The organism is Pseudomonas lini, from assembly GCF_964063345.1.
Lineage (GTDB): Bacteria > Pseudomonadota > Gammaproteobacteria > Pseudomonadales > Pseudomonadaceae > Aquipseudomonas > Aquipseudomonas lini_B.
The window spans coordinates 5,007,722-5,027,495 of record NZ_OZ061318.1; the positions used below are offsets into that span (position 1 = coordinate 5,007,722).

At 58.8% G+C, this 19,774-nt stretch carries 13 protein-coding genes; all 13 read left to right on the forward strand.

Annotation, left to right across the window (positions count from 1 at the left end):
• Positions 1 to 17 precede the first annotated feature (17 nt).
• The 13 genes from AB3226_RS22665 to AB3226_RS22725 all read left to right on the forward strand — a co-directional run bounded on the left by AB3226_RS22665 (position 18) and on the right by AB3226_RS22725 (position 19,556).
• A complete protein-coding gene (locus tag AB3226_RS22665) occupies positions 18 to 284 on the forward strand; it encodes a chaperone NapD (RefSeq protein ID WP_367374687.1) in 267 nt (88 codons plus the stop codon).
• Positions 275 to 2,779 (forward strand): nitrate reductase catalytic subunit NapA, encoded by a 2,505-nt coding sequence (gene napA, locus AB3226_RS22670; RefSeq protein WP_367375834.1) that lies wholly within the window; start codon positions 275 to 277, stop codon positions 2,777 to 2,779. Before AB3226_RS22665 ends, napA begins: the two co-directional genes overlap by 10 nt.
• An 11-nt stretch (positions 2,780 to 2,790) precedes the next feature.
• Positions 2,791 to 3,282: a nitrate reductase cytochrome c-type subunit gene (locus tag AB3226_RS22675; protein ID WP_367374688.1), complete on the forward strand. Its 492-nt coding sequence runs from the start codon at positions 2,791 to 2,793 to the stop codon at positions 3,280 to 3,282.
• A gap of 9 nt (positions 3,283 to 3,291) precedes the next feature.
• Positions 3,292 to 3,888: a cytochrome c3 family protein gene (locus AB3226_RS22680; RefSeq protein ID WP_367374689.1), complete on the forward strand. Its 597-nt coding sequence runs from the start codon at positions 3,292 to 3,294 to the stop codon at positions 3,886 to 3,888.
• Between the two features lie 211 nt (positions 3,889 to 4,099).
• A complete protein-coding gene (locus AB3226_RS22685; protein WP_367374690.1) occupies positions 4,100 to 4,840 on the forward strand; it encodes a flagellar basal body rod protein FlgF in 741 nt (246 codons plus the stop codon).
• A gap of 45 nt (positions 4,841 to 4,885) precedes the next feature.
• Complete coding sequence (flgG, locus tag AB3226_RS22690) at positions 4,886 to 5,671, forward strand: flagellar basal-body rod protein FlgG (RefSeq protein WP_008011001.1); 786 nt, start codon at positions 4,886 to 4,888, stop codon at positions 5,669 to 5,671.
• Positions 5,672 to 5,723: 52 nt separating this feature from the next.
• A complete protein-coding gene (gene flgH, locus AB3226_RS22695) occupies positions 5,724 to 6,419 on the forward strand; it encodes a flagellar basal body L-ring protein FlgH (protein ID WP_367374691.1) in 696 nt (231 codons plus the stop codon).
• Positions 6,420 to 6,425: 6 nt separating this feature from the next.
• Positions 6,426 to 7,535, forward strand: coding sequence for a flagellar basal body P-ring protein FlgI (locus tag AB3226_RS22700; protein ID WP_367374692.1), 1,110 nt, complete (start codon positions 6,426 to 6,428; stop codon positions 7,533 to 7,535).
• An 11-nt stretch (positions 7,536 to 7,546) separates the two neighbouring features.
• Positions 7,547 to 8,857 (forward strand): flagellar assembly peptidoglycan hydrolase FlgJ, encoded by a 1,311-nt coding sequence (gene flgJ / locus AB3226_RS22705; RefSeq protein ID WP_367374693.1) that lies wholly within the window; start codon positions 7,547 to 7,549, stop codon positions 8,855 to 8,857.
• Positions 8,858 to 8,880: 23 nt separating this feature from the next.
• On the forward strand, positions 8,881 to 10,941 hold the full coding sequence (gene flgK / locus AB3226_RS22710) for a flagellar hook-associated protein FlgK (protein ID WP_367374694.1): 2,061 nt from the start codon (positions 8,881 to 8,883) through the stop codon (positions 10,939 to 10,941).
• A gap of 13 nt (positions 10,942 to 10,954) precedes the next feature.
• Positions 10,955 to 12,523, forward strand: coding sequence for a flagellar hook-associated protein 3 (locus tag AB3226_RS22715; protein ID WP_367374695.1), 1,569 nt, complete (start codon positions 10,955 to 10,957; stop codon positions 12,521 to 12,523).
• Between the two features lie 124 nt (positions 12,524 to 12,647).
• On the forward strand, positions 12,648 to 16,220 hold the full coding sequence (locus AB3226_RS22720) for a glycosyltransferase (protein WP_367374696.1): 3,573 nt from the start codon (positions 12,648 to 12,650) through the stop codon (positions 16,218 to 16,220).
• A 222-nt stretch (positions 16,221 to 16,442) separates the two neighbouring features.
• The gene (locus AB3226_RS22725; protein WP_367374697.1) at positions 16,443 to 19,556 is read left to right on the forward strand and encodes a beta strand repeat-containing protein; all 3,114 of its coding nucleotides are present in this window, start codon (positions 16,443 to 16,445) and stop codon (positions 19,554 to 19,556) included.
• Positions 19,557 to 19,774: the final 218 nt, after the last annotated feature.

Here is a 19,774-nt window from a genome sequence, read left to right on the forward strand (position 1 = left end):
GACGGGGAGTACTGGTCATGGAAATGACGCTGCATATTGTCAGTCTGGTGGTGCTTGCCCGTCCTGAGTTGTTCGAGGCGGTGAAAGCTAACTTGCGATTGCTCAATGGCGTTGAACTGCATCAGGAAAGTCCTGCCGGCAAACTGGTGGTTGTGCTGGAGATGGAAGAAGAAAGCGAGATTTCTCAGTGCATCGGTCAGATCAACAGCTTGCCCGGTGTGCTCAATGCCTCCCTCGTTTATCACGAAATTCTCGATGTGACGGGAGAAAACACATGCCTATGACTCGGCGAGAGTTTGTCAAAGCCCACGCTGCCGGGATCGCCGCAGCGGCGGCGGGGCTCCCGGTGTTTACGTCTGCCAGCAACCTGATCACCGAAGAAGACCGGGTGGCGCTGGATTGGAATAAAGCACCTTGCCGCTTTTGCGGCACCGGGTGCAGCGTCATGGTGGCGACCAAGGACAATCGGGTGGTCGCCACTCATGGTGATGTGAAAGCCGAGGTCAATCGCGGGTTGAACTGCGTCAAAGGCTACTTCTTATCGAAGATTATGTACGGCGTTGATCGCCTGACTCAGCCGTTGTTGCGCATGACCAACGGACACTATGACAAACAAGGCGAGTTTCAACCGGTGTCCTGGAATCAGGCTTTTGATGTCATGGAGTTGAAGTTTAAGGAGGCGCTGAAAAACAAGGGAGCCGAGTCCGTCGCAATGTTCGGTTCAGGTCAGTGGACCATTTGGGAAGGCTATGCGGCCAACAAGTTGATGAAGGCGGGGTTTCGCACGAATAACATTGACCCCAATGCGCGTCATTGCATGGCCTCTGCGGTCATGGGGTTTATGCGTACGTTTGGTATCGATGAGCCGATGGGGTGTTATGACGATATCGAAGTTACCGATGCGTTCGTTTTGTGGGGTTCAAACATGGCGGAGATGCATCCGATTCTTTGGAGCCGGGTGGCGGATCGCCGATTAAGTCAGCCCAGCGTCAAGGTTGCGGTACTGTCGACATTCGAGCATCGCAGTTTTGAGTTGGCCGACATTCCCATGGTGTTCAAGCCACAGACTGACCTGTTTATTCTCAATTACATTGCCAACCACATCATTGAAAGCGGCTCGGTCAACAAAGATTTTGTCAGCAAACACACCAGGTTCGCCAAAGGTACGGATGACATCGGATACGGCCTGCGTGCCGATAACCCGCTGGAGATGAAGGCCCGCAATGCCGCCAAGGCGAACACCTGGACCGACATCGACTTTGAGCAATTTGCGGCTTTCGTGAAACCTTACACCCTTGAGCGTACCGCCAGGGAAACCGGCGTGCCGGCCGAGCGTCTCAAGGCATTAGCCGAACTGTATGCCGACCCGAAGCGCAAGGTGGTCTCATTCTGGACCATGGGTTTTAACCAGCACACGCGGGGTGTCTGGGCTAATAACCTGATTTACAACATCCACCTGCTGACCGGAAAAATCAGCGAGCCGGGCAACAGCCCGTTCTCCCTGACGGGCCAGCCTTCGGCCTGCGGGACGGCGCGTGAAGTGGGAACGTTCTCCCATCGCCTGCCGGCCGACCTGGTGGTCACCAACCCGGTGCATCGCGCCAAGGCAGAGCAAATCTGGAAAGTGCCGCCGGGCACCATCAACGAAAAGGTCGGTTTTCATGCCGTGCAGCAGAGCCGCATGCTCAAAGATGGCGTGCTCAATGTGTATTGGACGATGGCCAGCAACAACATGCAGGCCGGCCCGAACATCATGCAGGAAGTGCTGCCGGGTTGGCGCAATCCTGAGAACTTTGTGGTGGTCTCGGATGTGTATCCCACCGTCTCCGCCCAGGCGGCCGATCTGATTCTGCCCACCGCGATGTGGGTCGAGAAAGAAGGTGCTTACGGCAATGCCGAACGTCGTACGCAGTTCTGGCATCAATTGGTCTCGGCGCCGGGTGACGCCAAATCTGATCTCTGGCAACTGGTCGAGTTTTCCAAGCGCTTTAAAACGGACGAGGTCTGGTCCGAGGAATTGTTGTCCGCCTCACCGCAGTACAAGGGTAAAACCCTGTATGAGGTGTTGTTCAAGAACGGTCAGGTCGATCAATTCCCGCTTGATCAGATGGAGGCGGGCTATCAAAACGACGAGGCCCGGGAGTTTGGTTTTTACCTGCAAAAAGGGTTGTTCGAAGAGTATGCCCAATTCGGCCGTGGGCACGGTCATGACCTGGCCCCGTTTGATCGCTACCACACCGAGCGCGGGTTGCGATGGCCCGTCGTCGAGGGCAAGGAAACACGTTGGCGTTTCCGGGAAGGGTATGACCCCTATGTGGAGAAGGGGAGTGGTGTGCAGTTTTACGGCTATCCCGACAAGAAGGCGATCATCTTCGCGCTCCCCTACGAGCCACCTGCGGAATCCCCCGACGCGGACTTTCCATTCTGGTTGAGTACCGGCCGGGTACTTGAGCATTGGCACACCGGGACTATGACTCAGCGGGTCGAGGAACTTTATAAGGCGGTTCCCGACGCGTTGGTCTACATGCACCCGGCCGATGCCCAAGCCTTGAATGCCCGTCGAGGCAGTGAAGTGAAGCTGATCAGTCGACGCGGTGAGATGCGTGCGCGCATCGAAACCCGAGGGCGCAACAAACCACCACAGGGCTTGGTCTTTGTACCGTTCTTCGATGCCAACAAGCTGATCAACAAGGTCACGCTTGATGCGACGGACCCCATCTCCAAACAAACTGATTACAAAAAATGTGCGATCAGGATTGAGTTGATCAAGACGGCATAAGGAGAGCTCAGATGAAGAGTCGTTCGCTGTCCTTGCTTGCCGCTCTGTTGGTTTGGATGCCCGCGGCATTTGCGACGGAGCCCGCTTACCCGCTGAATGCTCCTGCACCGGATGGCCGGCGAGCCGGAGGGACCTTGACCCAGGAGTTGCCGGCACCGCCGATTGTTGATGACGAGAACAAGGACCTCAAGCGCGAGCGCAATTATCCCGAACAGCCGCCCACTATCCCGCACAGTATTCGGGGGTATCACATCGACAAGAACAGTAACAAGTGTCTGTCCTGTCACAGCCGCGCCAACAGCGCACGTACTCAGGCGCCGATGATCAGTATCACCCACTACATGGACCGTGATGGTCAGGCGCTGGCAGCCGTTTCGCCACGTCGGTATTTCTGCAATCAGTGTCACGTGCCACAGAAAGACGTTAAGCCACTGGTGGGCAATAGCTTCAAGAACATTGACCAGGTGCTGCAAGACGAAATCAACGGCCAACAGAAACCTTGAGGAGAGGCCATGAAATCCTTGCTTGTCCTGCTCAAAGACTATTGGGGGATTCTGCGTCGACCCAGTGTGCATTACAGCCTGGGTTTTCTGACGCTCGGTGGGTTTGTTGCCGGGGTGATTTTCTGGGGTGGTTTCAACACCGCGCTGGAAGCGACCAATACCGAGAAGTTCTGCATTTCCTGCCATGAAATGCGCGACAACGTTTTTGTCGAACTGCAGGAAACCATTCACTACACCAATCGCTCTGGCGTACGAGCTACCTGTCCGGACTGTCACGTCCCCCATGAGTGGACCCATAAGATTGCCCGCAAGATGCAGGCTTCCAAAGAGGTGTGGGGAAAGGTGTTCGGAACGATTGATAGCCGCGAAAAGTTTGTCGGTATGCGGCGTGAGCTGGCCGAGCACGAGTGGGGACGGCTCAAGGCAAACGACTCCCGAGAGTGCCGCAATTGCCATAACTTCGAATTCATGGATTTCACCCGTCAGGGCAAACGCGCCGCCAATATGCATTCCACGTCACTGGCCTCGGGTCAAGCCACCTGTATCGACTGTCATAAGGGCATTGCTCACAAGTTACCCGACATGAGCGGGGTCAAAGGCTGGTAGCCGATTCGGCCTCGGCGTTCTCTGTGTTGCCGCCAAACGGCATGATCGCGCCGGTTTTTCGTCTTTGACACATTCCCCCAATCCTCTCTGAATCCCTCAAGTCCTTTGTTTGCCGGGCCCTGTGCCGCCAGAAAAAAGTTGGTCTGCAAATTGCTTATGGCTCAGCAGTACAGCGGTGGGCGGCAAACGTCCGGCATGCAGAGGAAAGAGTGTGGACAAGTACCTTTATGTGGCAATGACCGGCGCCAGCCAGAATGCACTGGCGCAGAAGGCTCATGCCAACAACCTGGCGAACATCTCTACCAACGGTTTTCAGAAGGACCTGGAACAGGCCCGTTCGATGCCGGTGTTTGGTGACAGCTTTCCGGCGCGTGCGTTTGCCCTGAGCGAACGTCCGGCCACCGACTTCTCTGCGGGCTCGCTGGTGGAAACCGGTCGCGACCTCGATGTCGCGGTGCAAGGCAATGGCTGGATCGCCGTGCAGAACCCCGATGGCGGTGAAAGCTACGTGCGCACTGGCAGCCTCAACGTTGACGCGCTGGGCGTGCTGCGGGCCGGCAACGGTATGCCGGTGGTAGGCAATGGCGGGCCGATTGCCGTGCCGCCCGAGCAGCAAATCGAAGTCGGCGAAGACGGCACCATCAGCATCCGTGCAATGGGCGAAGGCCCTCGCGTGATGGCGGAAGTCGATCGCATCAAACTGGTCAACCCGGACTTCAAGAACATGACCAAAGGCCTGGACGGTTCGATCCACACCAAGGACGGCAAGCCGGCGCAGGCCGATGCCAACGTCAAGCTGGTGTCCGGGTTTCTTGAGTCGAGCAACGTCAATGCCGTGGAAGAAATGACCTCGGTGCTGGCGCTGGCCAAGCAGTTCGAGCTGCACATCAAGATGATGAACACCGCCAAAGACGATGACCAGGCCATGGCTCGGGTCTTGCAGATCAGCTAATTATCAGAACGTCGCGCCGTAAAACAGGCGCACGAGGAGAATCGAATGCTTCCGGCTCTATGGGTTGCCAAAACAGGTCTGTCCGCCCAGGACACCAACCTCACCACCATTTCCAACAACCTGGCGAACGTATCGACCACGGGTTTCAAACGTGATCGCGCCGAGTTCCAGGACTTGCTGTATCAGATCAAGCGTCAGCCAGGCGCCCAGTCGACCCAGGACAGCGAATTGCCGTCGGGTCTGCAAGTGGGTACCGGTGTGCGCATCGTCGGCACCCAGAAAAACTTCACCGCCGGTAGCCTGCAAACCACCGAGCAGCCGTTGGACATGGCCATCGACGGTCGCGGTTTCTTTCAGATTCTGCAGCCGGACGGCACCACGTCCTACACCCGTGACGGTACGTTCCACCTGGATTCCAACGGCCAGATCGTCAACGCCAGCGGCTTCGCCCTGGAGCCGGCGATTGTCATTCCGAACGATGCCCAGACCTTCACTGTCGGCCGTGACGGCACCGTGTCCATCACCGTTGCCGGCAACCCGGCCTCCCAAGTGATCGGCAACCTGCAAACCGCCGACTTCATCAACCCGGCCGGTCTGCAAGCGGTGGGTAACAACCTGTTCCTGGAAACCGCTGCCAGTGGCGCGCCGCAAGTCGGCACCCCGGGCCTCGCCGGTTTCGGCACCACGCTGCAGAACACCCTGGAAACGTCCAACGTCAGCACCGTTGAAGAGATGGTCAACATGATCACCACTCAGCGCGCCTACGAGATGAACTCCAAGGTGATCTCCACCGCCGACCAGATGCTCTCGTTCGTAACGCAGAATCTGTAATCAAGTCTATGAGGCGGCCATGAGGTCGCCTGCAACACCGTGAGGTAGGGTCATGAATCGCTTTGTATCTGTTCTGGCACTGAGTGGGGTCGTCGTGCTCGCGGGCTGCGTCGCCCCGCCGCCCAAGCCCAATGACCCTTACTACGCCCCGGTGTTGCCGCGCACGCCGCTGCCGGCTGCCGCCAATAACGGCTCGATCTACCAGGCCGGTTTCGAACAGAACCTGTACAGCGACCGCAAGGCGTTCCGGGTCGGTGACATCATCACCATCACCCTGAACGAGCGCACCCAGGCGAGCAAAAACGCCAACTCGCAAATCGACAAGAACAGTGAAACCAGTGTTGGCCTGACCTCGTTGTTCGGCTCCAGCCTGACCACCAATAACCCGATCGGTAGCAACGACCTGAGTCTGAACGCTGGCTATAGCGCCGACCGTGCGACCAAGGGCGACAGCAAGTCCGGCCAGAGCAACAGCCTGACCGGCTCGATCACCGTGACCGTCGCCGACGTGTTGCCCAACGGCATTATCGCCGTGCGTGGCGAGAAGTGGCTGACCCTCAACACCGGTGATGAGCTGGTGCGGATTGCCGGCCTGGTTCGCGCCGATGACATCGCCACCGACAACACCGTGTCGTCGACCCGCGTCGCCGATGCACGCATCACCTATTCGGGCACCGGTGCGTTCGCCGATGCGAGTCAGCCAGGCTGGTTCGACCGTTTCTTCCTCAGCCCGCTGTTCCCTTTCTAGGTGGCTATGTTGAATTTCAAAAGCCTCATAGCGGGCGCTCTGTTGCTGTCCGTGGCCTTCGATGCTCAAGCCGAGCGGCTGAAGGACATCGCCAGTATTTCCGGCGTGCGTTCCAACCAATTGATCGGCTACGGCCTGGTGGTCGGGCTTAACGGTACCGGTGACCAGACGACCCAGACCCCGTTCACCCTGCAGACCTTCAACAACATGCTTTCGCAGTTCGGCATCAAGGTGCCGGCAGGTTCGGGTAACGTGCAGTTGAAGAACGTCGCGGCGGTCTCGATCAGTGCCGACTTGCCAGCGTTCGCCAAGCCGGGTCAGCAGGTGGATATTACCGTTGCCTCCATCGGTAACTCCAAGAGCCTGCGCGGCGGCACCTTGCTGCTGACGCCGCTCAAAGGTATCGATGGCAACGTCTACGCCATCGCTCAGGGCAACCTGGTGGTTGGCGGTTTCGATGCCGAAGGTCGTGACGGTTCGAAGATCACCGTCAACGTTCCGTCGGCCGGTCGCATCCCTGGCGGTGCGTCGGTCGAGCGTGCAGTGCCAAGCGGTTTCAATCAGGGCAACAGCCTGACCCTGAACCTCAACCGTTCGGACTTCACCACCGCCAAGCGCATCGTCGACAAGATCAACAACATGCTCGGCCCTGGTGTTGCCCAGGCCATCGACGGTGGTTCGATTCGCGTGACTGCGCCACTCGATCCGAGCCAGCGGGTCGACTATTTGTCGATCCTCGAAAACCTCGAAGTCGACCCGGGTCAGGCGGTGGCGAAAGTCATCATCAACTCGCGCACCGGTACCATTGTGATTGGCCAGAACGTCAAGGTTTCCCCGGCCGCCGTGACCCACGGCAGCCTGACCGTGACCATCACCGAAGACCCGATCCTCAGCCAGCCCGGCCCTCTGTCCAATGGGCAGACGGCGGTAGTGCCGCGCTCGCGGGTCAACGCCCAGCAAGAAGCCAAGCCGATGTTCAAGTTCGGCCCGGGCACCACCCTCGACGAAATCGTCCGTGCGGTGAACCAGGTCGGCGCGGCACCGGGTGACTTGATGGCGATCCTCGAAGCGCTGAAACAGGCTGGCGCGTTGCAAGCCGACCTGATTGTGATCTGAGGGCGGCGATCATGGATATGCGCAAAAGCGGTCTGGTCAGCAGCAGCGATTCGGGTTCCTACTCGGACCTGAACCGTCTTAACCAGCTCAAGGTCGGCGACAAGAACAGCGATGCGAACATGCGCAAAGTGGCGCAGGAATTCGAATCGCTGTTCCTTGGTGAAATGCTCAAGTCCATGCGCTCGGCCACCGAAGCGCTGGGCGAGGACAATCCGCTCAACACACCGGCAGCCAAGCAATACCAGGAAATGTACGACCAGCAGTTGGCCGTTTCCATGTCTCGCGAAGGCGGCGGTATTGGCCTGGCGGACGTGCTGATGCGCCAGATGTCGAAGAACAAACCGATGGCGCCGGGTGAGGCCGCGGCAGCGTCTGCCGCCAAACAGGCTGCCGCGAAAGCCGCCGTGGAAACACCGATTGCCGCCGGTACGGTCGCCACCAACGGGCCGCTGTCGCGTCTCAATGGTGAGCGCCCGTTGTGGGCTTCGCGTTCGGTGAAGACGCCGACAAGCGCGGGCGAGGGCGCTCATCGCAATGACATGGCGCTGATCAATCAGCGGCGTCTGGCATTGCCACCGAAACTGGCCGACCGCTTGCTCGCCGGGCTGGTGCCATCTGCATCGGTATCGGCATCGACCGCTGCAACAACCGCCACAACGGCGCAGAACAATATCCAGGTGCCGCAGAGCACCAAGGCCGGTTCCGGCTCCCTGTACAACGGCGATTGGCTGACTTCGCAAACGGATACGACATCCACCGGGCGCCTGCAGATTTATGGTCGTGCCATGGCTCAAATACCCTTGGCACCGGCGAAGAAAGCCTTCAGTTCCGCCGACGAATTCGTCAACACCATGCTGCCGCTGGCCAAGGAAGCTGCCGACCGCATCGGCGTCGATCCGCGTTATCTGGTGGCTCAGGCTGCCCTGGAAACCGGTTGGGGCAAATCGGTCATGCGCGCCCAGGATGGTAGCAGCAGCCACAACCTGTTCGGCATCAAGGCCAGCAGTAACTGGAAGGGCGATTCGGCCCGGGCGATCACCAGCGAATTCAGAAATGGCGAGAAGGTCAAGGAGACGGCCGAGTTCCGTTCCTACGGCTCTTACAAGGACAGCTTTCATGACCTTGTGACGCTGCTGCAAAGCAATAATCGCTATCAAGATGTGCTGAAGTCGGCCGATAACCCAGAACAGTTTGTACGCGAGTTGCAAAAAGCCGGGTATGCAACCGACCCGGATTACGCAAGCAAAATTTCGCAGATAGCCAAGCAGATGACGAGTTACCAAAACTACGCTGCGGCGGGCGCTTCCACCACGCCTTTATAGGCACAAGGTATAAGGTTTGAACCATGAGTTTGCTCAATATCGGGATGTCGGGTTTATCTGCTAGCCAAACCGCGCTGATGACTACCGGCAATAACATTGCCAACGCCGACACTTCCGGGTACTCACGCCAGCAAACCGTGCAGGGCACCAAGGCCTCGAATCAATTCGGCAATGTCTACATCGGCACCGGTACGACCCTGGCCGATGTGCGTCGGGTGTACAACAGCTACATTGATGCGCAGCTGCAGACCACCACGTCGCTCAATAGTGACTCGGCGGCCTACGCCGGGCAGATCAGCCCGCTCGATAAGTTGCTGTCGGACAGCGGCACTGGCCTCAATGGCGCTCTGACCAAGTTCTTCGCCTCGGTACAGAACGTCAACGCCAAACCGGGCGACGATGCTTCCCGCCAACTGCTGCTCAGCGATGCGCAAGCCCTGAGCAACCGGTTCAACTCGATCTCCAGCCAGTTGACGCAGCAGAACGCCAACGTCAACGGCAACCTGGCGGACATGGCCGATCAGGTCAATAAACTGGCCGCCACCGTGGCCCAGTTGAACCAGAAAATCTCCGAAATTTCCAACGCTGGCGGCCAGCCCAACGACTTGCTCGATGCGCGCAACGAGACCGTGCGCCAGTTGTCCACCTTCACCGGTGCGCAAGTGATCGAGCGTGACGGTAACCTCGATATATACCTGGGCAGCGGTCAGCCGCTGGTCATGGGCAACACCGCCAGCAAGCTGGAAGTGGTGCCGAGCAAAGACGACCCGTCGCGTTCGGCTATTCAGCTCAATCGCGGTTCGAGCACCATCGACATCACTTCGGTGGTGACCGGTGGCGAGATGGGCGGCTTGCTGCGTTATCGCAGCACCGTGCTGGACCCGGCCATGAACGAGCTGGGTCGCGTGGCGCTGGTCGTTGCCGATCAGATGAACACCGTCCAGGCCCAGGGCATCGACAAGAACGGTGACTTCGGTTCGAACCTGTTCAACAGCATCAACAGTGCCGCGCAAATGGCTCAGCGCAGCGTTGCTGCGGTCGGCAACAGCGCCGGCTCAGGCAACTTCGACGTGAGCATCGAAGACAGCGGCAAGCTGACTATCAACGATTATAAGGTCACCTTCACCAGCGCCACGAACTACACCGTGCAGCGCCTGCCTGAAGGCACCGCCATGGGCGCGTTCAGCACGCTGACCACGCCGCCACCGGTGATCGACGGTTTCTCCATGACACTTTCCGGTGGCGCCGCAGCCGCCGGCGACACGTTCAAGATCACCCCGACCCGCAACGCGGCGACCAACATCAAGACCGAGATGACCGACTCCAAGCGTCTGGCCATCGCGGCACCGTTGGGCGCGGCCATTGCGCCGGGCGGCAGCGGCACGTTGACGATTCCGGCCAGCGGTCAACCGACCCTGACTACGAAATTCGATGTCTACGACACGGCGACCACCACCACGATCCAGAATGGCCTGAAGACTTCGACGCCGGTCAAAATCGTATTTGGTGCGGCCGGTGGTACGACTCAGACTTACCAGATGCTCGATGCCCAGGGTAACCCGCTCAGCAGCGGCACTATCGTGCCCGGCCAGAGCAATACGCTGAGCCTGAGCATTCCGCTGGTCGATGCCAGCGGTGCCGCGATCAATGATCCGGGACCGCCAGTCGTGCAGCGTACTGCAACGTTCGACATGACCATCGCGGGCTCGCCGGCGACCTCGACGGCGATCAACGTGACGCTGAGCCAGCCAGGTTCTCTGGACAACCGTAACGGCACCGTATTGGCCGGCCTTCAGACCAGGCAGACTGTGGACACGGGTTCGGCCAGCAACGGTATTTCCCTGAACGACGCCTACGGCAAACTGGTCGAGGGTGTTGGCGCCAAGGCTGCTCAGGGCAAGCTCGACAGCGCTGCCACCGAAGCGATTCTGGCTAACGCCAAAGGGGCTCGCGATTCGCTGTCGGGTGTCGACCTCGATGAGGAAACCGGCAACCTGGTCAAGTATCAGCAGTACTACACCGCGTCTTCGCAGATCATCAAGGCTGCGCAGGAAATCTTCAGCACACTGATCAACAGTCTTTAAGGAGTCGTAGCCCATGCGCATTTCTACCGCCCAGTTTTACGAGTCCTCTGCTGCCAACTATCAGAAGAACTTTTCCAACGTGGTCAAGAGCAGCGAAGAGGCCAGCAGCCTGGTTCGCGTGAATACCGCGGCGGATGATCCGGTCGGCGCTTCGCGTCTGCTGCAATTGGGTCAACAGGCTTCGATGCTTGATCAGTACTCGGCCAACATGACCACCATCAAAGGCACTCTCGGCCAGACCGAAGCGGTGATGACCAGCATCGGCAACGTACTGCAACGCGCCAAAGAGCTGGCGCTGGGCGCCGGTAACGCTGGTTATACCGATGGCGACCGTCAGGCCAACGCTTCCGAACTGGGGCAGATCGAAGAGCAATTGCTCAGCCTGATGAACACCAAGGATGAAAACGGCAAGTACATCTTCGCCGGATCCAAGGGCGATGTGGTGCCGTTCACCCGTAACACTGATGGCAGCTACACCTACAACGGTGATCAGGTCACGCTGGATCTGCCGATCGGCGATACCCAGTCGATGGCCACCAACAGCACCGGTTGGGATGTGTTCCAGCAAGCGATCAACACCACCCGGACTCAGGCCACGCTCACCGCGCCTGCGGTCGATGACGGTCGTGTGGTGTTGTCCAACGGTCAGGTTGAATCCGATGTCACCTACAATGCCAAGTTCCGCAGCGGCGAGCCTTACACCGTGAATTTCGTCAGTGGCACGCAGCTGCAGATTACTGACTCGTTAGGCAATGATGTCACCGCCGAGGCCAGTCAGAACGGCGTGTTCAGTTCCACCAGTGGTGCGGCCACACAGACGGTCAGTTTTCGTGGCATTGATCTGAAGTTGAACATCAACCTGCAAGCGGGGGATGTCCCGGGGACTGTGATCACCGGGCACAGCTTCACGCTGGCAGCCACGCCGGACAGCTTTAACACTTCGCGCAGCCCGGGCAACCCGTCGGCCGCACTGGTGACGGGAGCCTCTGTGACCAACAACACCGACTACCATGCCAGCTTCCCGGGCGGCGGGGCGATTCTCAAGTTCACCAGTGCCACGAACTTCGAACTCTATGCCGCGCCATTGACCGCCAACAGTAAACCGGTGTCCACCGGCACCATGGCTGGTACGACCGCGACAGCGTCAGGTGTCTCGTTCACCATGGCCGGTACACCAGGTGCAGGCGATCAGTTCTCGGTGGCGGTGAACACGCACCAGACCCAAAACATTCTGGACACCGTCAGCCAGCTGAGATCAGCGCTGTCGACGCCAACCAATAATAATCCGATTGCCATTCAACAAATGAACGCTGCCGTCGCTGCCGGTATTGGCAACCTGTCCAGCGGCATGGATCAACTGGCCTCAGGTATCAGTTCTGTAGGCGGTCGCGGTGCGTCATTGGATACACAGACTGATATCAACCAGAGTCTGGCACTCGCCAACACCCAGACCCAATCGGCCATTCGCGATTCCGATCCGGCCGAAGTGATGACCCGCCTGACTCTGCAGCAGACCATGCTGCAGGCCTCGCAACTGGCGTTCAGCAAGATTGCTCAGTTGGGGCTGTTCAACAAAGTCTGAGTCAGGGCCTTCGCGATGATCTCGCGAAGGCTTGCGACTGCCGAGTGCAAACCGTCTTTATTCAGCGGTTCGGGGAGTTTCACTTCGTTGAAGTAAGCTCCCGCCGCTCGCGAGTTCTCCCGCCGTGAAACCAGCACCTCTTGTCACCATCGCCATCCCCGCGTTCAACCCGCAGTTCTTCCAGACGGCACTGCAAAGCGCGCTGAGTCAGACCTACGCCAATCTTGAAGTGATCGTCTGCGATGACAGCAGCGGCGACGAGATCCGCGAGATCGTCGATGCCTGTGAGGTGCCTGTCTCGATTCGCCTGCGCTATGTGCGCAATCCGCAGCGCCTGGGTTTTCAGGCCAACCTCATGGCCTGTGCGCAAGAGGCCAGCGGTGATTATCTGAAGTTGCTGTGCGACGACGACCAGCTACTCCCTGAATGCATCACTCAGCAGATCGTCGGCTTCATCGACCACGACGACGTCAACCTGGTGATCGGCCAGCGGCAGTTTTACGACGGTGATTACATCCTGCTTTCCGACCGTGTGGAAAATTGCTGTTTTTCCACGGGTGTCACCTTGTTCAAGGGGGAGGATCTGCTGGGCATTCTGGAAAGCAGTCTGGTCAATTTTCTCAGTGGCCTCAGCGGGGCGTTGTTGCGAACCCAGCATGCACTGGAATATTTGCCGGCCCTGACCCAGATAGGCGAAGGTTTTATTGCTCGTCTGGACTTCGCCTTGTTCGCCTGTCTGCTACGGCGTGGCAATCTGGTGGTGGTGAGTCAGGTGTCGAGCCTTGAGCGTTTGCATCCGGCGCGGCTAAGCAATCAGTCGCCAGTCAAGGCTGCGGTCATGACAGAGCTCGACTGGCTCAAGCAGATGCTTGCCTTGCGCAGTGGTGAGCCTGCGCCTGCGCCGGGTTGGGTGCGTTATATGGCGCTGGCCGATGCGGTTGAAGGGCACGCCTATGCCTGGGAAGAAACCGCGCTGGGCCGGCAACTGGGCTTCATTCAAACGATGGTGCATACCCGGGTAGGCGTCGAGTGCGACAGCTTTGCCGACATGTACCGGGAATGGCTGTCGTGCCGTCGTTTGAAACCGGCCCAGCAACGTTTGCTCGACGCCCGTTTGCAGGGTTGGAGCTGGCGTCCGCGCATCGTGCCGATTGTTCTCGACAGCGACGGCGATGTTCCGGCACTGGAAGAGACACTCAAGAGCATTCGTCATCAGACCTACGCCGCCGAGCAAGTGGTAGTGCTGTCCCAATTGCAGCACGAGCCATGCGACGGTGTGCGTTACATGCACCTGGATGATGAGCCGGTTGCCCAGTTCAATCGCCTGCTGGCCCAGTTGGACAATGCAGACTGGATCTATCTGGTTCGCGCGGGCGATCGCTTGAATGAACTGGCTTTACTGTTGCTGGCAGAGCGCATGGTGGAAATGCCTGACGTGCGCTGCCTCTACAGTGATGAGGGCGGATTGCGTGATGACGTCTCGGTCGAGCCGGTGTTCAAGCCGGACTTCAACCTCGATCTGATGCGCAGCTATCCCTATGTCGGCCGCGTGCTGGCCTTGCAGCGGCAACGGATGATCGAACTGGGTGGCGTGCAACACGGTTTTGGCGAGCTGGGTGTGCATGATCTGGTCTGGCGGCTGGTGGAGAGCAACGGGCCGCACGCGATCGGGCACATTGCTGAAATTCTCGTGGAGTCTGCTCTGCGTCTCTCCCAGTGGCTCACGCAGCCGCAGATTATCGAGCAGAACCCTCGCGTGTTGGCGGCGCATTTGCAGCGGCTCGGCGCACCGCACCGGATTCGCTCCGGCAGCCAGCCGATGATCAATCGTGTGGACTACCTGCATGATGAGCCGGCCATGGTCTCGATCGTCATTGCGACCCGCGATGAACTGAGTTCCCTGGAGCGTTGCATCGAAAGTCTGTTGGAGAAAACCGCCTGCCAACGCTATGAAGTTCTCATTGTCGACAATGGCAGCACTGCTGTTGATGCCTGCAACTGGCTGTCGGCCATGGAGCAAATGGGCAGTGACAAACTTCGGGTGTTGCACTGTGATCATGGCGACAATCTGGCGGCAGTGCAGAACTTCGCTACCGGCCACGCCCGTGGTGACTATTTGTTGTTTCTCAGTCCCTACAGCATCGTCGTCAATCCTGACTGGCTCGACGAGTTGCTCAACCACGCTCAGCGTCCGGAAGTCGGCGTGGTCGGCGGTCGGCTGGTGAGTCCGCAAGGGCGTATCGAGGGAACGGCCCAGGTACTGGGGTTGCGGGGTGTCATTGGTGTTCCCAATCGTGGCGAGCCACTCAATACGTCGGGTTACATGCAGCGCCAGCAGGCCGTGCAGAACTTCAGTGCCGTGGGCATCGATTGCCTGCTGGTGCGCAAGAAGGTTTTTGATGATCTGCACGGCCTGGACGAGCAAAATCTGGCGCAAACACTTAATGGCGCTGACTTTTGCCTGCGTGTGAAGCAAAACGGATACCTGGTGGTGTGGACTCCCTACGCCGAATTGATGCGAGTGGTTCCATCCTCTGCCTTCAATCCAGCTCCCAGGGTATTGCAGGCAGAGCAACACAGTTTTTACCAGCGATGGTTGCCGGTGATAGCCAGGGACCCGGCCTACAATCCCAATCTGAGTCTGGGCACCAGCAACTTCAGTCTGGAGCCGGGGTTCAAGGAGGGTTGGGACCCGTTCTCGCGTCAGCTTTTGCCAAAGATTCTGGCGATTCCAATCAATACCACTGCAGTGGGCCATTACCGGGTTGCCCAGCCGTTCCGTGAATTGGAGGCGGCCGGGCGCGTGGTGGGGCACCTGAGTTATCACACGCCGACAGACATTGACCTTGAACGGTGCTCCCCCGACGTGATCGTGTTGCAGGGGCGTTATAGCCAGAATGCGGTCGATGAGGTTGAGCGAGTCAAAAACTGTTCGAACGCTTTGCGCATCTTCGAACTTGACGATTATGTGATTGATGTCCCGAAAAAAAACGCGCACCTGCGCAAGGCCGAGGTCGGGGTCGATAAAATAGTGCGCCGTGGCATAGGGCTGTGTGATCGGGTTGTGGTCTCGACCCAGCCTTTGGCCGATGCATTGCGGGACATGCATCACGATATCCGGGTCGTCCCGAACATGCTTGCGCCGCACCTCTGGACCGGGCTCACCAGTCAGCGCCGCACCTCTCGCAAACCTCGCGTGGGTTGGGGCGGCGGGACGAGTCATGATGGAGACCTGGCGATCATTGCGGACGTGGTACGCCTGCTGGCCAACGAAGTCGAATGGGTGTTCTTCGGCATGTGTCCGCCGGCTTTGCGTCCATTTGTCCATGAGTTCCATCCCAGCATCGGCCTGCAGGCCTATCCGGCCAAATTGGCCAGCCTGAACCTCGATCTGGCACTGGCGCCGCTGGAATTTCACATCTTCAACGACTGCAAGAGCAACCTGCGTCTGCTGGAGTACGGCGCCTGCGGTTATCCGGTGATCTGCACCGACACTGAAGCCTATCGCGGCTATTTGCCCTGCACCAAGGTCGTGAGCAACAGCACCGAGGAATGGCTCGAGGCAATCCGCATGCACCTGTCCGACCCTGATGCGAGCTACCGCATGGGCGATGCGCTGCGCGAAGAAGTGCTGCGCGATTACATGCTCAAGGGCAACAACCTCAACTACTGGGTCGAGGGCTGGTTGCCAAACTGATCCAGCATTGACGTTCACTTTCTATTCAGGCGGCCTTCGGTCGCCTGTTTTGTTTGTGTCGGTGGCGTTAAAGATTTTGCAGTGGTGGTCTCAAGCTTAGTGTCGTTTGTGTCGATAAATCGCCAAGGCTTCGTTTATTGAAAGATTCGTCAGTGACCTGCGTTTGCAGGTCGTTGTGGCGGCAGGTATCTGGTTCAACAACATGGCAAGGAAGATGTCGCAATGACAGTGATAGACGGGACAAACGGCGTGGATACGCTGACAGGTACCAGCGGTGATGACGAGATCAATGCGCTGGGTGGCGATGATGTGATCATGGGGAGTGCCGGTGCGGATGCGCTGGATGGCGGTACCGGTGCCGATACGGTCGATTATTCGACGTCGGCCGCCGGAGTAAACGTTGAGGTCCGTTTTGGTACGGGCGTGGCCGGGTGGGGCGGGGATGCGGAGGGGGATACCCTGGCCAACATCGAGAACGTCATCGGTTCGGCGTTCAACGACACCTTCGCCGTCGGCCCGGATCACACCGCACCGACGATCACACTGGAAGGCGGTGCCGGCGACGATATCTACTACATCAACAACGGCGCTACAGCGTCCATCGTCGAATTGGCCGATGGCGGCAATGATGAAGTGCGCGTGTCGGTGATCAACCCCAGCAACACCTACATGGCGGAGAACATCGAGCGTCTGACCTATGTCGGCAGCGAGGACTTCACCGGCTGGGGCAATGCCAACGACAACGTCATCGTCGGTAATTCGGGCAACGACACGCTGTACGGCGGCGCGGGCGCGGACCAGTTCATCGGCGGTGCCGGTTATGACACCGTCGGTTATACCGACAGCAGCGTGGCGATGAACATCAACCTGAAGACCGGGGTGTACTCCGGAATCGGGGCGGGCGATACCTTTACCGACATCGAAGCGATCAAGGGTTCGAACTACGACGACATCCTTGTCGGCGATGGACTGGGCATGGATTTCGATGGCGGGGCCGGTAACGACACGGTCGATTACTCTACCTCGGCCACCGGCGTCAACGTTGAGGTCCGTTTTGGCACGGGCATCGCTGGCAGCGGCGGGGATGCCGAAGGCAGCACCCTGGCCAACATCGAGAACGTCATCGGTTCGGCGTTCAACGACACCTTCGCCGTCGGCCCGGATCACACCGCCCCCACGATCACACTGGAAGGCGGTGCCGGCGACGACATCTACTACATCAACAACGGCGCTACCGCGTCCATCGTCGAGCAGGCCGATGGCGGCAATGACGAAGTGCGCGTGTCGGTGATCAACCCCAGCAACACCTACATGGCGGAGAACATCGAGCGTCTGACCTATGTCGGCAGTGAAGACTTCACCGGCTGGGGCAATGCCAACGACAACGTCATCGTCGGTAATTCGGGCAACGACACGCTGTACGGCGGCGCGGGCGCGGACCAGTTCATCGGCGGTGCCGGTTATGACACCGTCGGTTATACCGACAGCAGCGTGGCGATGAACATCAACCTGAAGACCGGGGTGTACTCCGGAATCGGGGCGGGCGATACCTTTACCGACATCGAAGCGATCAAGGGTTCGAACTACGACGACACCTTTGTCGGCGATGGTCAGGGCATGGATTTCGATGGCGGGGCCGGTAACGACACGGTCGATTACTCTACCTCGGCCACCGGCGTCAACGTTGAGGTCCGCTTTGGTACGGGCGTGGTGGGTAGCGGCGGGGATGCCGAAGGCAGCACCCTGGCCAACATCGAGAACGTCATCGGTTCGGCGTTCAACGACACCTTCGCCGTCGGCCCGGATCACACCGCACCGACGATCACACTGGAAGGCGGTGCCGGCGACGATATCTACTACATCAACAACGGCGCTACAGCGTCCATCGTCGAATTGGCCGATGGCGGCAATGATGAAGTGCGCGTGTCGGTGATCAACCCCAGCAACACCTACATGGCGGAGAACATCGAGCGTCTGACCTATGTCGGCAGCGAGGACTTCACCGGTTGGGGCAATGCCAATAACAACATCATCGCCGGTGGTTCGGGTAACGACATACTGTACGGTGGTTCGGGCAACGATACGCTGTACGGTGGCGTGGGTGCTGACCAGTTCATCGGCGGCGCCGGTTATGACACGGCGGGTTATACCGACAGCACCGTGGCGATGACCATCAACCTGAAGACCGGGGTGTACTCCGGGATCGGGGCGGGCGATACCTTCACCGACATCGAAGCGATCAAGGGGTCGAGCTACAACGACATTTTCTATGGTGGTACCACCGCCATGGGCCTGGACGGTGCCGTTGGGCAGGATCTGGTCAGTTACGAGCTTTCGGACGCCGCGGTGACCATCGACCTGACCACCAATGCCAACGCCGGTGATGCCGAGGGTGACACCTTCACCAACATCGAGTTCTTTCAGGGCAGCAACTTTGATGACACGTTGTTGGGGTCGCGGTTCGGTGACGTCTTTATCGGTGGTGCAGGTGCGGATGTGATTGACGGCCGCGACGGTCAGGACAGCGCCATGTACATCACCAGTGCCAGCGCCGTGAACATCAACCTGTTGACTGGCGTCAATCAGGGTGGCGATGCGCAAGGTGATGTATTGAGCAACATCGAGCGCGTAGTGGGCAGTCACTTCAATGACACCCTGACCGGTGATGCCAACGTCAACTACCTTGAAGGCGGGTTGGGTAACGACGTCATCTATGGTGGCGACGGCAACGATTACCTCTACGGCGGGCTGGTGTCCCAGATCGGGCCATTCACGCTTGATGGTCTGATCAATGGGCCGCAGGCTGACACCTTGTATGGCGGCAATGGCAACGACACCATTGTCACCGCTGGCAACGACGAGGGCAGCCAGGCCTATGGTGAGGCTGGGGGCGACGTCATCACGGTGGTGCATGGCATGGCCGACGGTGGTGACGGTAACGATCTGCTGACCGGCACGGGCTCGGGCTTTTCGCTGTTTGGTGGTGCTGGCGATGACAATCTGGTTCTGCAAGCCAGTGGCTCGGCCTTTGGTGGCGAGGGTGACGATACCTACAACGTCGACACCTCGGCATTGGTGACGATCCAGGACGATGGTGTCAGCGTCTCCGACAAAATAGTGCTGTCGTACATCAGCAGTGCCGAACTGCTGGTTGATCGAGTCGGTAATGACCTCTACCTGCACCGATCGAGTGTTAGTCCAGGAGAGGTTCCGCAGGAAGGTGTACAGCTCAAGGACTGGTTTGCCGGTTCCGATACCATCGAGCAAATCCAGACCGCGGATGGACAGCTCTTCAGCTTGCCAGCCAACGGCGATGCATTTGCCATGTTTGGATGATCCTGGAATTCAATGCCCTCAATTCTGAATCCAGATTGAAGGCTTGATACTCCGCTGAAGGGGATGACTCCGGTTGCTGTTGACCGGGCTCAGCCCCTTTTTCATGCCTGATTACGCCGACGACGCGGGGCCCACCGAGCTGGCGCGTTTCCTGCAAGTCCCCCTCAAATCGCCATAAAACGAGCGCTTGCGGCCGGTACGCCAGCGCCTGACACGGC